16 protein-coding genes and 1 pseudogene are annotated in these 15,233 nt (G+C 34.6%); 5 read left to right on the forward strand and 12 right to left on the reverse strand.

Annotation, left to right across the window (positions count from 1 at the left end):
- Positions 1-49 precede the first annotated feature (49 nt).
- Positions 50-607 (forward strand): thioredoxin family protein, encoded by a 558-nt coding sequence (locus HHH54_RS04040; RefSeq protein ID WP_198617557.1) that lies wholly within the window; start codon positions 50-52, stop codon positions 605-607.
- A gap of 90 nt (positions 608-697) precedes the next feature.
- On the opposite strand, the gene HHH54_RS04045 is transcribed toward HHH54_RS04040, so the two are convergent.
- The 10 genes and pseudogenes from HHH54_RS04045 to HHH54_RS11290 form a co-directional block, all read right to left on the reverse strand.
- The gene (locus HHH54_RS04045; RefSeq protein WP_198617558.1) at positions 698-2,059 is read right to left on the reverse strand and encodes a gluconate:H+ symporter; all 1,362 of its coding nucleotides are present in this window, start codon (positions 2,057-2,059) and stop codon (positions 698-700) included.
- A gap of 18 nt (positions 2,060-2,077) precedes the next feature.
- Positions 2,078-3,610 carry a gluconokinase gene (gntK, locus tag HHH54_RS04050; protein ID WP_198617559.1) on the reverse strand — a complete coding sequence of 511 codons (1,533 nt, stop codon included), beginning with the start codon at positions 3,608-3,610 and terminating at the stop codon, positions 2,078-2,080.
- An 18-nt stretch (positions 3,611-3,628) separates the two neighbouring features.
- Positions 3,629-4,303: a GntR family transcriptional regulator gene (locus tag HHH54_RS04055; protein ID WP_198617560.1), complete on the reverse strand. Its 675-nt coding sequence runs from the start codon at positions 4,301-4,303 to the stop codon at positions 3,629-3,631.
- 196 nt (positions 4,304-4,499) lie between these two features.
- A complete protein-coding gene (gene pmtD, locus HHH54_RS04060) occupies positions 4,500-5,228 on the reverse strand; it encodes a phenol-soluble modulin export ABC transporter permease subunit PmtD (protein WP_198617561.1) in 729 nt (242 codons plus the stop codon).
- Positions 5,228-6,100, reverse strand: a complete 873-nt coding sequence (gene pmtC / locus HHH54_RS04065; RefSeq protein ID WP_198617562.1) for a phenol-soluble modulin export ABC transporter ATP-binding protein PmtC — start codon at positions 6,098-6,100, stop codon at positions 5,228-5,230. The genes pmtD and pmtC overlap by 1 nt, the downstream gene beginning before the upstream one ends.
- Positions 6,101-6,112: 12 nt before the next feature.
- On the reverse strand, positions 6,113-6,760 hold the full coding sequence (gene pmtB, locus HHH54_RS04070) for a phenol-soluble modulin export ABC transporter permease subunit PmtB (RefSeq protein WP_198617563.1): 648 nt from the start codon (positions 6,758-6,760) through the stop codon (positions 6,113-6,115).
- Between the two features lie 89 nt (positions 6,761-6,849).
- Positions 6,850-7,725 carry a phenol-soluble modulin export ABC transporter ATP-binding protein PmtA gene (gene pmtA / locus HHH54_RS04075; protein ID WP_198617564.1) on the reverse strand — a complete coding sequence of 292 codons (876 nt, stop codon included), beginning with the start codon at positions 7,723-7,725 and terminating at the stop codon, positions 6,850-6,852.
- On the reverse strand, positions 7,725-8,102 hold the full coding sequence (pmtR, locus tag HHH54_RS04080; RefSeq protein WP_198617565.1) for a PSM export ABC transporter transcriptional regulator PmtR: 378 nt from the start codon (positions 8,100-8,102) through the stop codon (positions 7,725-7,727). Before pmtR ends, pmtA begins: the two co-directional genes overlap by 1 nt.
- Positions 8,103-8,396: 294 nt before the next feature.
- Positions 8,397-8,570: an SE1626 family protein gene (locus tag HHH54_RS04085; RefSeq protein WP_432813791.1), complete on the reverse strand. Its 174-nt coding sequence runs from the start codon at positions 8,568-8,570 to the stop codon at positions 8,397-8,399.
- A 125-nt stretch (positions 8,571-8,695) separates the two neighbouring features.
- Positions 8,696-8,779, reverse strand: a pseudogene (locus HHH54_RS11290) (Trp-rich small protein); the annotation flags it as partial.
- 185 nt (positions 8,780-8,964) lie between these two features.
- Here HHH54_RS11290 and HHH54_RS04090 point away from each other — a divergent pair.
- The 4 genes from HHH54_RS04090 (at position 8,965) to HHH54_RS04105 (ending at position 12,964) form a co-directional block, all read left to right on the forward strand.
- The gene (locus HHH54_RS04090) at positions 8,965-10,254 is read left to right on the forward strand and encodes an aminotransferase class I/II-fold pyridoxal phosphate-dependent enzyme (protein ID WP_198617566.1); all 1,290 of its coding nucleotides are present in this window, start codon (positions 8,965-8,967) and stop codon (positions 10,252-10,254) included.
- 138 nt (positions 10,255-10,392) lie between these two features.
- Positions 10,393-11,208: an SPL family radical SAM protein gene (locus HHH54_RS04095; RefSeq protein WP_198617567.1), complete on the forward strand. Its 816-nt coding sequence runs from the start codon at positions 10,393-10,395 to the stop codon at positions 11,206-11,208.
- 18 nt (positions 11,209-11,226) lie between these two features.
- A complete protein-coding gene (locus HHH54_RS04100; protein ID WP_198617568.1) occupies positions 11,227-11,736 on the forward strand; it encodes a methylated-DNA--[protein]-cysteine S-methyltransferase in 510 nt (169 codons plus the stop codon).
- The gene (locus tag HHH54_RS04105) at positions 11,729-12,964 is read left to right on the forward strand and encodes an acetylornithine deacetylase (protein WP_198617569.1); all 1,236 of its coding nucleotides are present in this window, start codon (positions 11,729-11,731) and stop codon (positions 12,962-12,964) included. Before HHH54_RS04100 ends, HHH54_RS04105 begins: the two co-directional genes overlap by 8 nt.
- A 234-nt stretch (positions 12,965-13,198) precedes the next feature.
- On the opposite strand, the gene groL is transcribed toward HHH54_RS04105, so the two are convergent.
- Both groL and groES read right to left on the reverse strand, forming a co-directional pair.
- Positions 13,199-14,821 carry a chaperonin GroEL gene (gene groL / locus HHH54_RS04110; protein ID WP_198617570.1) on the reverse strand — a complete coding sequence of 541 codons (1,623 nt, stop codon included), beginning with the start codon at positions 14,819-14,821 and terminating at the stop codon, positions 13,199-13,201.
- A 56-nt stretch (positions 14,822-14,877) separates the two neighbouring features.
- Positions 14,878-15,165, reverse strand: a complete 288-nt coding sequence (groES, locus tag HHH54_RS04115) for a co-chaperone GroES (RefSeq protein WP_198617571.1) — start codon at positions 15,163-15,165, stop codon at positions 14,878-14,880.
- Between the last annotated feature and the right edge of the window lie 68 nt (positions 15,166-15,233).

Genomic DNA, 15,233 nt, shown 5'->3' on the forward strand with positions numbered 1-15,233 from the left:
CCTTATAATAAATTATTGCTATAATGAAGATTGAATGGGAGGGATACTAATGGTACATTTAAAAACATTTTATGAAGAAGCAAAGCCTTTATCACAATACATTGATGATATGACAACAAACCAAGAAGCACTTAAAGGGGTATATGATCATTTCGAATTACCTAAAAATGACCCCAGATTGGACGCTATTAAAAAGAAAGATTACCGTCATGTTTTAGTCATTAGTGAAGATTGGTGTGGCGACGCAATGATGAATGTCCCGATCTTACAACATATCGCGGAACAATTAGACTTAGACGTTCGCGTTTTTTATAGAGATGAAGATACACGTCTCATCGATCAATATTTAACAAACGGTAAGTCTCGTTCAATTCCTATCTTTATTTTCTTAAACGATCAATTCGAGCAACGTGCAGTCTGGGGGCCTAGAGCTAATCAAGTGCAGAATTTCGTCGAAGATATTCGCGCTAAATATTTACCAGATAAAGAAGATCCAGAATTTGATGATAAACAAAAAGAAGTCCATCAAATGATTCATAACCGTTACACTGCCGATTCACAATTTTGGCAATACGTTTATGACTCAATTCTTGATAGACTTCAATAATTCAATTTATATTGAGCTGTATAGAGGTTAGAAAATCATGTAGACAGATATGATTCCCTAGCCTCTTACAGCTTTTCAACTCTAATTAAATTAAACGAAAAGACTTAATAGATAAACACAAATTAATCCACTCACTGAAATTATCGTTTCAACCATAGACCATGTTAAAAATGTCTCTTTAATCGTTAATCCAAAATACTCTCTGAACATCCAAAACCCGGCATCATTTACATGTGAACAAAATACACTACCTGCCCCAATGGCTAAAACTACTAGCGCTGCATTAACATCACTTGTTTCGAGTAACGGTAGAATAATACCTGTTGTTGATATGGCAGCAACCGTTGCTGAACCCAATGCTAAACGAAGCAATGCGGCAACAAGCCATGCAAGAATAAGTGGTGAAATATGCGCATCAACAAAGAAATACTCGATTGTTTTACCTACGCCACCATCAATAAGAATTTGTTTAAATGCACCGCCACCTCCAATAATTAAGAGCATCATACCAATGGGTGTAATTGCCTGAGTAACACTATCCATTATATCTGACATAGAACGCTTCATATGTAGCCCCATACTGTATATTGCAAAGAGCACTGCAATTAACATTGCTGTCCCAGCTGTTCCAACAAAGTAAACTAGACTCTCTATAAAATGAGTGGGTTGTTTTTCATGTCCTGTAATAAGTTGCCATACCGTAGCAATTAGCATCAGAATTACAGGTAATAACGCTGTAAATACACTGGTTTTAAAACTTGGCAATTCCTCTGGTTTAAATGAGCGTGTAGCACCAAGTGATGAAATATCTCCTTCACGATGAAACGCTGATTGTGATAAATGTGGTGCTATTTTAACAAATAATGGTCCTGATATAAGCGTTACAGGTATTGCGACAATGAATCCGTACAGTAGTACTTGGCCTATATCTGCATGTAATGCTTGAGCAATTACAACAGGACCTGGATGCGGTGGTAGAAATCCATGTGTCACTGATAGTGCTGTTACCATAGGCAAACCAATTTGAAGTTGAGATATTTTCATTCTTTTCGCAATTGTAAATACTAAAGGTATGAGTAACACTAATCCAACTTCAAAAAATAGCGCAACCCCAATAATAAATGATGCGATTACCATAGCCCATTGCACATAACGTTGACCAAACTTTGTAACTAAAGTATCCGCAATTTGAGTCGCACCACCACCATCTGAAAGTAACTTACCTAACATTGCACCTAATCCAAAAATGAGCGCAATATGACCCAGTGTACTTCCTATCCCTGTCTCTATTGTTTCAATAATTTTATCCAATGGCATACCAAGTAAAATACCTGTTACTACAGACGTCATAATTAAAGCAATAAATGTATTGATTTTAAAATAAATAATTAAAACTAATAATATTAAAATACCGATGATAACACCAAATAATGGCCATAACATTTCAAACATTCTTTTCCCTCTTTTACATTAATGATTTTTTGATCTTTGAAACTGAGCGAGTTCACGATATGTGTGTGTTAATGATTGTGCAATATCATCAAATATCGGTACCAATTGTTGATAAATTTGATGGTTGTCTTTATTTGGTTCATGGATATACGTGGTTTCTGTCCAATCGTTTAATATTTCATAATCATCTATCTCACCAATAGATTTTAGTCCTACCACGCACGCTCCTAAGCAAGAACTTTCTTGTTCAACTGGAACGTCGACTTGAGCATCAAAAATATCCGCAACGATTTGACGCCATAACGCACTTTTCGCAAATCCACCTGTTGCACTGATCTGAAATGCTTGTGCATCAATTACTTCATTTAATGCTCTAAATACACTGTATAAATTTAAAATTACACCTTCTAAAACTGCACGAATCATATGTTCTTTTTGATGTGCTAAAGTTAATCCGATAAATGACCCTCGTGCATCTGATGTCCAGAGTGGTGCACGTTCTCCTGTTAAATAAGGATGGAAAAGTAAACCATTAGCACCCGGCTCAACTGTCTCCGCAATTTCCGTGATTAACGCGTAGCTGTCTTTATTTAGACGCTTTGCTGTTTCTGTCTCACTTGCAAGCAGCTCTTCTTTAAGCCATCTGAGTACTACAGCACCGTTATTCACTGGGCCCCCTACTACATAATGGGATTCATCTAACACATAACAAAATGTCCGCCCCGCTTCATCTATAATAGGCTCATCTACAACGGTACGAATTGCTCCTGACGTTCCAATCGTTAAAGCAATTTCACCTTTTCTAAAGCGATTCACCCCTAAATTAGATAAAACCCCATCGCTAGCTCCAACGATAATTGGCGTATTCTGAGATAACCCCAAATCCTGAGCAATTTCTTGATTTTTAAACCATAATTGCTCCGTAGTCGGTACGATTTCTGGTAATTGATTACTATTAATGTTGAGTAAATTCAAAATCTCTTGATCCCATTGTCGTGTCTTTAAATTCATCATACCTGTAGCTGATGCAAGTGATACATCTATAACCCATCGACCAGTTAATTGAAATAGTACGTATGATTTTATATCAACAAAACACGAAGCACGATGGAATATATTCGTTTGATGCTCTTTAAACCATAATATTTTACTTAATGGTGACATTGCGTGAATCGGTGTTCCTGTTTTTTCATACAACTGTATATTATTTGCTTTTAAACGTTCAGCAACAATTTGTGCGCGATTATCTGCCCAAGTTATACTATTAGTTAAACGATGATGGTCATCATCCATGATAATTAAACTGTGCATCTGTGCACTTAAAGCGACAAATTTGATTTCATTTGCTTGAATGCCCTTTGCGACAATAACTTGTTTGATTGTATTTTTAACGGCTTGTACAATTTCATCTGGATCTTCTTCTGAAATGTCTACTGTTGGTGTATGTAGTGGATATTCAATATGAGCCTGATACATCATTTCACCTTCAACCGTGTAAAGGACTGCCTTCGTACTCGTTGTTCCAATATCCACGCCAATCATATACTGCACTATGCGATTCTCCTTTCCTTATTTGGCCCAGAAAGCACCAATGTTATTATTAATATCAGTAAAATTTGCTTTAAAGGCATCGTACATTTGTAAGCGATCTTTTGCTTCAATCGCTTCAACAAATTGCTTATGATTTTTTAAAATACGCTCAAAATCTTGAGGATTCGATTGCATTCGCTTATGCATACTAATGTATATAAGACACAGCATCATTGGTTTCATTTGTTGCCAAAGATGCATCAGGTATTGGTGATCACAAGCTTCTACCATAAGTTCATGAAAATTAAGATCTTCCACCGTAAATCGCTCTTCATCGTTAAATTGAACACTCACACGCATCATTTCCAATGACTGATACATCTTCTGAATAATCTTGCTCAAATCATTACGTTGAATCACTTTTGTAAAAGCAAAAGATTCAATCATCAAGCGTATATCAGTTAATTCTTGTTTATGTGTCTCATTAAATGGCAACACTTCTGCCCCCATTCTTTCAAGACGAATTAAGCGATCTTGACTTAAGATTTTAAACGCATCACGCACAGGTGAGCGACTAACTCGAAACTGTGTAGCGATTTGATTTTCAGTAATGACTTGTGGTTCTAGGTCACCACTCAGGATATCTAGTCTTAATGTAGCAGCAATAGCCTCACCCTTAGACAACGGCTTTAACCATGCTTTTGGATATTCCATTATTACCACCTCAACTTGTATACAAGTATTCTAAATGAATTTCTATTTTTTGTAAACGTTTTCTTAAATATCAAAAAAATTGCTATCTCTCATAGACTTAGAACAACAGTGTCTCTCTCACATCTATTTGATGTGATGTATAAGCGAAAGCTTGTTCTAAACTTATGAGGATAGCAATCCTTTGAATCATATTAGATTAAATATCTTTTTTAGTAATCGAAATGAAATTAGCTATTGTTAAAACAACAATAGATGCAATATTGATAAACCATTGCCAATTTGTGAAAGTCAATTTCCCTTCAAGTGACTTATCACTTAAATAACTAATTGGGATATATTTCATTGATTTTTCCAGATTATCACCTATTTCAGGAATTAACGGAATGAATGGTTTCACAACAGGCAAAATAAGTAGTAATAAAATACCTAATGTAAACACAAGTGATGGTTTTTGAACAAATAAATTAATTAAGAATAACAATAAACCGTATACTAAGAATAAAATAAGATAAAATACTAACAACTCACCAATTTGATCAGTTTTTAAATCTTTACCTTTTGTTGTCCACTGAATGATATATGTGATGATTAGCACTACTGCAGTTGTTAACACAGCAATACAAATGATTGAAAGAAATTTTGTTACAAAATAACCAATTCGACTGCGTACACTGTTTAAATATAATTGAATAGTACCTTGACCACTGTCACGTGTAATTGTTTTAATTACGAATAGTAATCCTATTAGTGAAAAGAACCATTTCGCAACACTAAACATAGTATTGGCATCAATGTCAGTATCATTAGCCACCATAATGCCAACTGTAATACCAATAGGTAATACGCCTAACAGAATTGCAATATAAGTTAATGGACTTTTAAATATACTGATCATATCAAACTTCAATAATTGCAAACTATTCATTATGCATCACCTCTTTGATTAATATTAAAGTACGTATCACGTAATGACGCTTTACGAGTATCGATAAATCGAGGATATATATTGTGTTGAGCTAATCCTTTGAGTAAGGTTTGATAATTATTTTGAGCATTAATCGTAATTTCACCCGTATCTTTTTGAGACTGAACCACTTTGAAATGCTCTGTTAAGTAACTTAAAGCCGCTTCAAAGTCTTTCTCATCTATATTTATCGTTGTTTGATCTGTCGTTTGACCTTCTGCCATGTTAACATCTTGTACAAAATGACCGTCTCTTAAAAATACTGCTCGATCACAAATCAGTTCAATGTCTTCTAGTTTGTGACTTGAGATCAATATTTTCATATCTAACTCATTGACAAGTGACTCTATTGTTTTAAGTACATCTATCGAACCATCTGGATCCATACCATTTGTCGGCTCATCAAGTATTAAAAACTTTGGCTTATTCATAAGAGAAACTGCGATTGCAAGTTTCTGTTTCATACCCATGGAGTACTTTTTCACTTTTTTCTTAATATACGACTCCATACCAAATGCACGAATAATATTTTCCGTATATGGTTTATCAAATCCATTACCTAATACTTGAGCAAATAATTTTAAATTATAAAGTCCTGATTTATTGTCATATAACTTTGGATGTTCAATCAAATACCCAATATGATCATTTTTAGCAACCTTAACTTCTCCAGAATAGTTAATAATGTTACCATTCATAATTTTCATTAGCGTAGTTTTTCCCACACCATTTTTACCAATTAATCCCACAATTTTACTATCATGAAATGCAAATTCTATATCATCAATGACAGTGTTCTGTCCGTAACGTTTTGTAATATGTTTTAATTCCACATTGAAAACCTCCTACCTTTTTTTAATTCGATAAACTTGGTACAGATATGACAAGATGGCAAGTATTATCGATAAAATAAAATACCATACCCCAACATCAATCGGTGCAAAGTATAATGGATTTTTAAATTTCACAATCCCAATTGTCACTAAAATAACACCAATTGTAAATGGTACAACAAAAAGCATTGTGATGATATAAGCTGTCATTGGTATCTTATCATTGAGCTTTTCACTACATCCTGGAAAACCAAAAACAAATGTTAATAAGTTAGCACTAATGAATAACCATAATACACTAAAGGTGATACCATTAAAATCGACTATATTAGCCTTTAATTCATAAGACCATATCAGTAGCGCACCAAAAGCTGTGAGACTGATGACTGTAATATAGTGAGCGTTTAAAAGTTGGAATCGAGATACAGGCAAACTATGATGAAAAATATATGCTTCTCGATTGCCCAATCGACGATAAATACGATAAGCGTGTGCACTATCAATAATCGCAATAACATGTATGAATAATAATATAAATGACACCCAAATCATATTGTGATGTAAGACAAAATGATGTATTGGTAATAACAATAACGCTATACTATATATTGCTATTGTCCATCTCCGAAAATAGAGATTACGTTTTATAAGTTGTACCATAACGCTAACCTTCTTTGTAATGATAATCATTAAAATTTATAATCGACTTTATAACACAAGTTAGAGTCAATCATTCCCGTTTTATACCTTTATTCTTGAATCTCGCTTGTTCCCTTTTCATAAGCAATCATCACATCTTCTATTGATGCATTTGAAATAGTAACACGATTTCCAAATAATTCTTTAAATACATCTGCATGTTTAGTCATTCCGGTAAATCCTACATCAGTAGTTTGATAATGAATCATTAAAGATGCTAATTCAGCATCTAAATCTTGAACATCACCTCGGACGATACGATGTGTTTCGAGTAAGTGTTCTTTAGAGTCTTGAAATACAATCTTACCGTCTTTCAGATGTACTATATAGTCTGCAATACGCTCCAAATCCGATGTAATATGAGTTGAGAATAAGACAGTTTTATTCGCATCAAGTAGTAAATCTTGAATCATTTCAAGAACTTCATGTCTTACTACAGGATCTAACCCGGCTGTTGGTTCATCGAAAATAAAAAGTTCTGCATGATGACTGAATGCAATGGCTAAAGAGAGTTTCATTTTCATTCCAGTCGATAAGTGTTGTATTTTCTGTTTGTAATTCAATCCGAAACGCTCTAAAAAGTTTAAAAATATATCATGATCCCAGCGACTATAAAAAGGAGCAATGAGTTTTTCAACTTTTTGAATGGACCATCTTTCATTGAGATATAACTCTGAATAGACAAATCCAATTCTATCTTTTATTGCGACTGGGGCTTCTTTCATAGTTTGGTTTAATATATAAATATTACCTTGAGTCGGACTGATTAAATCCATAATCAGACGAATTAAAGTTGTTTTACCGGCACCATTAACACCGATAAATCCTGTTACGTAGCCCTTTGGAACAGTCATATTAATATGATCTAACTTAAAATTTTGGCGCTTATAACTTAGCCCTTCAATTTCAATCGCAAATTCCCCCATTATAACTCCTCCTCATAAATCATCGCTACGATTTCTTGTAATTCATCTAAAGACATCCCAATTGTTTTAGCTTCTTTTGTTATTTCTTGTGCGAGTGTTTCAATAACGATAAACTGCTTTTCTTTTAAAATTGAAGTATCTTGTTTTTTTACATAAGTCCCTTTACCTCGAACAGAAATGAGATAACCATCCTTTTCAAGATCTTCATAGGCACGTTTAGTGGTAATGACACTGACGCCTAAATTTTTAGCAAGTTCACGCATTGAAGGTAAGTGTGCACCAGCAAGTAAATCTCCTTTAAGAATCTGTTCTTTAATCTGTCGTTTAATTTGTTCGTAAATCGGAGACTCACTGTTGTCTTGTAATAAAATTTTCACGGATATCATCCCTCATTAACTGTATATAATTAATATACACACTATATTTTTGTTTGTAAAGTGTTTATTTATTTTTGTTGTGACATTTTTCAAAGTGTTGCTTTATAAATGTTGATTTAATGACATTTATATAAATATTTATAATGTGATAAGTGTATTTGTTCATACCTATCTGTCTATATACTATATATACACTTTCTATAAAATCAGTTGCTTTGTAAATAAAATTAAAAAGAGACCCAGAAATTTGTTTTATCTCGATCTCTTTTGAGTATTCTTATTCAATTTATTACGTTATTTCCGCTTTTTACGGTCATTATGGCGACTAATAAAAGCACAAATCATAAACATAATGGTCGCTATAAAGAGCTTGATCGCGGATGTTTCTTCTCCCATGAATTGTAAGATGATTCCAATTGTAAAGATTACAAGTGCAATCCCTACAAATATTTTAGTTAAATGTTTAATCATGCACGTCACCTCACCGAAAAAGTATATCAAAGTCCCTATCCAATCACAATTCCCTTCAATATACCGTAATTTCACTTCTCATCGGATTCCCTTTTTTTAGCTTCTTTTTTTTCATGATGTGTTTTCCATTTCAACTCTAACCAACATCTAAAAACAATCAGTATCCCCCCAGATAGTAACGTCATCACTAAATCACTCCAAGACACGACCAAGCACCTCCTACACGTTTTGCTTTAGAATTTAAGTAGGAATTTGATAACTAGTTATAGTTTAACATAAAAATGCGAACATATATTCTATTTTATAGAGGTTATTTGAATATATTCTTTAATTTTTACTTTTTTAACGGTATGATAGTAATGAACAAGAATTTAGAAAAGAGGTTAGGCCTATGAACCCCTTAGCATTAAAATTAAATGAACAACTTAACGAAGTGAATCCTATTATTTCAGATATGTTATCTGATTTAGGTAAAAGTATGTATTATCCTAAAGGTATATTAACGCAATCTGCAGAAGCAAAATCGACTGATTATAACGCAACGATTGGTATGGCTACAAATAAAGATGGTAAAATGTATGCTCCCTCTCTTAAACACGTGTTTAACGATTTAGAACCAGATGAACTTTTCGCTTATGCACCTCCTCAAGGTATTGAAGCATTACGTGAATTATGGCAAAAGAAAATGTTAAAAGAGAACCCAGATTTATCTGCTGAATCTATAAGTAAACCTATTGTAACTAACGCTTTAACACATGGTTTATCTCTTGTTGGTGACTTATTAGTTAATCCAAACGATACCGTATTACTACCAAATCATAATTGGGGAAACTATCGTCTTGTATATGAAGTACGTCACCAAGCACGTATCGAAACATATCCTATTTTCGATCAAAATGGACATTTTACGACAAAGGCTTTAATTGAAACATTAGAAAATATTGACCAAGAAAAAGTAATCTTAATTTTAAACTATCCGAATAATCCAACGGGTTACACACCTACTCAAAGTGAAGTTGAAGCCATTGTCCAAGCGATTGATGCTTTAGGACAACGTGGTGTCAATGTTGTAGCTATTGTAGATGATGCATATTATGGCCTATTTTATGAAGATGTGTACACACAATCGATTTTTACTGCTCTGACAAACTTAAAAAATGATCATGTGTTGCCTGTGCGTTTAGATGGTGCAACGAAAGAATTTTTTGCTTGGGGCTTTCGTGTTGGTTTTATTACTTTCGGTATTCAAGATGAGACAACAGCATCTGTGATTGAAGCTAAAATGAAAGGTCTTATTCGTAGCAATATTTCAAGTGGCCCTACACCATCACAGTCTGCAATACAACATGTACTCGAAAACAATGAGACATTTGAAGCGGAAATTAAAGAGAACATCGACACACTTGAAGCACGTTATAAAGCAACTAAAGAGATTGTTTACAAAGATGACTACACATCATTATGGCAACCTTATGACTTTAACTCTGGCTATTTTATGGCTTTAAAAGTCAAAGGTGTGGATGCAGAAACACTTCGTAAGCATCTCATTGAAAAACACTCAATTGGTATTATCGCATTAAATGAAACAGATATTCGCATCGCATTTAGTTGTATCGAAAAAGATGATATTGCACATGTCTTTCATACAATTGCTAAAGCGATTCAAACATTACAATCTTAACCATTATTAAGGTTCGATTAGAACTTTAGTTACTTAAGAACCACTACTGTATTGTCGAATCCTAATGACGTACATTAGTGGTTTTTACTGTTCTTTCCGACCAAAAATAGAGTGACTTATCACTGATTGGAGGTAACAATGGACATTGAAACGCGCCAACCTAAACAATTTTTAACAAAAGCTTCTGGATTTTTAAAAGACTATTCTCATACACTTAATCCTTATATGGGATGTCAATTTGCGTGTAGTTATTGTTATGTACGCAAATCCCCTGTTTCCTTATTTTCTGGTAAAACATGGGGAGAATGGGTCACAATTAAAAAAGATGTAGGTGAACAATTTAAAAAAGAGCTACATCGTGCCAAACAAAAAGGAGCAGTTACGATTTTTATGTCATCATCTACAGACCCCTATCAACCTATTGAGAAACATCAACACATTACACGTCATCTTTTAAAAGTTTTAAGTGAAAATCCACCTGATTTTTTATTTATTCAAACGCGTGGTCCGCTTATTCAACGTGATATTGATATTTTAAAAGCGTATCCAGGGCGATTTATCGTTAGTATGACCATTGAAACAGACCGTGAAGAAGTATTACGTACATTTACACCTAGTGCACCGAGTATTAAAGCACGGCTTATTGCTTTGAAGAAACTAAGACGTGCTGGTATTCCTACACAAATTGCCATTGCGCCTGTTTTACCTTGTACCGATCAATTTGCTAAAGTGATAAGTCCATATACGGATAAAGTTACAATAGACGACTACTTTATGGGAGATGGATCTCATGGTCAAAGAACACAGTCACTCGGTATCGAACGCTATTATGACCAATTAGACGAACATGACTGGTATCATAAAGATGCTTATCGTTATGTTGTACAACTCATGGAAGCCGAATTTGGTCATGACAATGTATTCGTTAATATTGAAGGATTTCGTCCAACTTAGATAAAAGGAGTATATATTATGATTTTGTATTATCAATTGATTAACACACCAATGGGTGAAATGATAGCTGTCGCAAGTGATTCAGCTCTAGTTAATTTATCTTTTACAGATTCTGATGACTATCATACTGTAATCTCAAAACTTAAAGCACAAGCACATCTTAAGCATGTTTCATTTCATCCTGTTATTAACCAAATTGCATTAGAGTTAGAAGGTTATTTTCATGGAGCCCTTCAATCTTTTGAAACACCGATTGACTTTGTCATAGGTACACCCTTTCAACAAAGTGTTTGGCGTGCGTTGTATGATTTAGATTATGGAGCACGCGCAACGTATAGTGACATTGCTCATATTATTCAAAAACCTAAAAGTGTACGTGCCGTATCCTCTGCGATTGGTCAAAATCCATTATCGCTCATCGTGCCATGTCACCGTGTATTACGTAAGGATGGTAAACTTGGAGGGTTCAATAGTGGCATTCATCGAAAGAAAGCATTATTAACAATGGAGGCGAATACTGATGCTTAATTCACGTCATTTTGATATTTTACAAACATTAATCTCACACCCAACTGAAAGCCCACCTGCTCGTAATACCGTTCCTTTACAACAAAAAATTCAATCCTGGCTTGAAGCAATCGGTTTTGAAGTTCAAAACATTCCTTTTTATAACAATGATTCAATTATTGTAGGTACATTAAAAGGAACAGACCCTTCAGCGCCAAAATTAATATTAAATGGTCATGTTGATGTCGCCGAAGTAGAAAATACGGATTATTGGCGCACTCCCCCTTTTGAATTAACACAAGATGAAGATGTGTTAATTGGTCGAGGCGTTGCTGATATGAAAGGCGGTATGTCGAGTTTATTTTACATATTAGAATGCTTATATCAAGAAAACAAACAACCGAAAGGAGATATTATTGTTCAATCTGTTGTTGGAGAAGAAGTGGGAGAAGCTGGAACGAAACTCGCATGTGAACACGCACCTCAAGCTGATTTAGCACTTGTCTTAGATACGAGCGAGTCTATTGCGATGGGACAAGGTGGTGTTATTACAGGTTGGATCACTATTCAAAGTCAAGAAACTATTCATGATGGCGCGCGCAGCCATATTATCCATGCCGGTGGTGGACGTCATGGTGCAAGTGCAATTGAAAAAATGATGAAAATCATTCAAGCTTTACAAGAACTCGAGCGCCATTGGGCAGTTACAAAATCTTACCCAGATTTGCCTGCTGGCGCAAATACTATCAATCCAGCTGTTATTGAAGGTGGTCGCCATCCTGCGTTTATTGCAGATCAATGTAAGCTTTGGATCACTGTTCACTACCTTCCTAATGAAGATTATAATTCCATTACTAAAGAAATTGAAGACTATCTTAATCGTGTGGCAAACAGTGATCTTTGGTTGCGAGTTAATCCGCTACAATTCGAATGGGGCGGCACTTCTATGATTGAAGATAAAGGTGAAATATTCCCAAGCTTTACCATTCCAACTACACACCCGGGTTTCCATAAATTACAGGAAGCTCATGAAAAAGTGCATCATACACCATTAAAAACCGCAATGAGTACTACGGTGACAGATGGCGGTTGGATTGCCAGTTACGGTATTCCAACAATTCTATATGGCCCTGGTGAATTAAATGAGGCACATGGTACAAATGAAAAAATCAAAATCAAAGACCTTCAACAATTTACTGATGTGTTATATCAATTTCTAAATGATTGGTATTCTCATCCTGTGAAGTAAAATCTAACCAAATTAAATATATTATTTCAATTGAAAAAATCTATAACAAAATTGATAAAAAAAAGACGCTTCCCAAAAGTTTAGTCAACTTATGGAAAACGCCTCAAAAGAATTATTTTAAATGTCCTTTTAGTTCATCTGAATTGAAGGGCATTTTTATTTTTCGGATTTTTATGTCATTATTATGTCATTTAAAATTTCGAAATACTGTAAAATCAATGTTTATAAGCTGTTTTACATCATACCTGGCATGCCGCCACCCATTGGCATGTCATTATTTGAAGATTCTTCTGGAATATTAGCGACTACAGCCTCTGTTGTAAGGAACATTGCCGCAACACTTGCCGCATGTTGTAGTGCAGAACGTGTTACTTTTGTTGGGTCTACAATACCTGCATCTAACATGTTAACCCATTCATCTGTAGCTGCATTGTAGCCAATACCTGGCTCTGCATTTTTCATACGTTCTACAATAACTGAACCTTCTAATCCTGCATTTTCAGCAATTTGACGTACAGGTGCTTGTAAAGCTTTTAATACGATATTTACACCAGTAGTTTCATCACCTTCTGCTTCGATAGCAGATACTTTATCAAATACGTTCATAAATGCTGTACCACCACCAGCAACTATACCTTCTTCAACTGCTGCGCGTGTAGAGTTTAAAGCATCTTCAATACGTAATTTACGTTCTTTCAGTTCTGTTTCAGATGCCGCACCAACTTTGATGACTGCCACACCGCCCGCTAATTTTGCTAAACGCTCTTGTAGTTTTTCACGGTCAAAATCTGAATCTGTTTCATCAATTTGAGCTTTAAGTTGATTTACACGAGCATCGATATTTGTAGCGTCTCCATTACCATCAACTACTGTTGTATTATCTTTAGTCACTTCAACTTTACTAGCAGTACCTAACATATCAATCGAAGTTTCTTTTAATTCTAAACCTAAATCATCTGTAATAACTTGTGCTCCTGTTAAAATCGCTAAGTCTTCTAACATCGCTTTACGACGATCACCAAATCCTGGTGCTTTAACTGCAACTGCAGTAAATGTACCACGCATACGGTTTAATACTAAGTTTGTTAATGCATCGCCTTCTACTTCATCAGCAACGATTAAAATTGGACGATTTGATTGAACAATTTGTTCTAATAACGGTAAGATGTCTTGGAATGAAGTGATTTTCTTATCTGTAATTAAAATATATGGATTCTCAAGTTCGGCTGTCATTTTATCTGAATCAGTAACCATATACGGTGATTGATAGCCGCGGTCAAATTGCATCCCTTCAACTACATCTAACTCCGTATTAAATCCATTTGATTCTTCTATAGAAATGACACCATCGTTACCTACTTTTTCCATTGCTTCTGAAATATAACGTCCTACTTCTTCATCTGCAGCTGAAATAGAACCAACTTGTGCAATTTCTTCTTTATTTTCTACTTTTTGAGAAATTTCATGCAATGCATCGATAGCTACTGCTACTGCTTTATCAATACCTTGACGAATACCTACTGGGTTCGCACCACTTGTAACGTTTTTTAAACCTTCTTGAATCATAGCTTGTGCTAACACAGTTGCTGTAGTTGTACCGTCACCTGCGATTTCATTTGTTTTGTTCGCGACTTCTTGTACTAATTTTGCTCCCATATTTTCATATGGATCTTCTAATTCGATTTCTTTCGCGATTGTTACACCATCATTAGTAATTAGAGGTGCTGTAAATTCTTTATCTAAAACAACATTACGACCTTTAGGGCCAATTGTAACTTTAACAGCATTGGCTAACTTATCTACACCACGTAACATTGCTTGACGTGCATCTTCAGAGAATTTTAATTCTTTTGCCATATTTGTAATTCCCTCCACAATAGAATAATATGTCTAATTGAAATTGATTCATTTATTTATTCTTCAATAATAGCTAATACTTCTTCTTCATTTAAAACTAAATATTTTGTATCATCACGTTTAACTTCTGTACCTGCGTATTGATCAAAAACGACTCTATCTCCTACATTCACTTCAACCTCTACGCGTTGTCCGTTATCTAACACTCGGCCAGAGCCAACTGCGACAACGACACCTTCATTTGATTTTTCTTTAGCAGTATCTGTTAATACAATACCACTTTTCGTCGTTTGTTCTTGTTCTTTTTTCTCAATGACAATACGGTTTCCTAATGGTTTAAGCATTGTTGTGCCTCCTCGTGATAACCTAAATTTAGCACTCATATGATTCAAGTGCTAAGCTATTTCTATAT

The sequence above is a fragment of the Staphylococcus canis genome (assembly GCF_016238445.1).
GTDB lineage: Bacteria > Bacillota > Bacilli > Staphylococcales > Staphylococcaceae > Staphylococcus > Staphylococcus canis.

Excerpts from the sequence above, each read along its gene's own strand:
- pmtB (WP_198617563.1), bottom strand. The coding sequence starts at position 6,760 with ATGGTACAACTTATAAAACGTAATCTCTATTTTCGGAGATGGACAATA.
- groL (WP_198617570.1), bottom strand. The coding sequence starts at position 14,821 with ATGGCAAAAGAATTAAAATTCTCTGAAGATGCACGTCAAGCAATGTTA.
- groES (WP_198617571.1), bottom strand. The coding sequence starts at position 15,165 with ATGCTTAAACCATTAGGAAACCGTATTGTCATTGAGAAAAAAGAACAA.
- HHH54_RS04040 (WP_198617557.1), top strand. The coding sequence starts at position 50 with ATGGTACATTTAAAAACATTTTATGAAGAAGCAAAGCCTTTATCACAA.
- pmtD (WP_198617561.1), bottom strand. The coding sequence starts at position 5,228 with ATGAATAGTTTGCAATTATTGAAGTTTGATATGATCAGTATATTTAAA.
- pmtA (WP_198617564.1), bottom strand. The coding sequence starts at position 7,725 with ATGGGGGAATTTGCGATTGAAATTGAAGGGCTAAGTTATAAGCGCCAA.
- HHH54_RS04090 (WP_198617566.1), top strand. The coding sequence starts at position 8,965 with ATGAACCCCTTAGCATTAAAATTAAATGAACAACTTAACGAAGTGAAT.
- HHH54_RS04055 (WP_198617560.1), bottom strand. The coding sequence starts at position 4,303 with ATGGAATATCCAAAAGCATGGTTAAAGCCGTTGTCTAAGGGTGAGGCT.
- HHH54_RS04095 (WP_198617567.1), top strand. The coding sequence starts at position 10,393 with ATGGACATTGAAACGCGCCAACCTAAACAATTTTTAACAAAAGCTTCT.
- HHH54_RS04100 (WP_198617568.1), top strand. The coding sequence starts at position 11,227 with ATGATTTTGTATTATCAATTGATTAACACACCAATGGGTGAAATGATA.
- HHH54_RS04045 (WP_198617558.1), bottom strand. The coding sequence starts at position 2,059 with ATGTTTGAAATGTTATGGCCATTATTTGGTGTTATCATCGGTATTTTA.
- HHH54_RS04105 (WP_198617569.1), top strand. The coding sequence starts at position 11,729 with ATGCTTAATTCACGTCATTTTGATATTTTACAAACATTAATCTCACAC.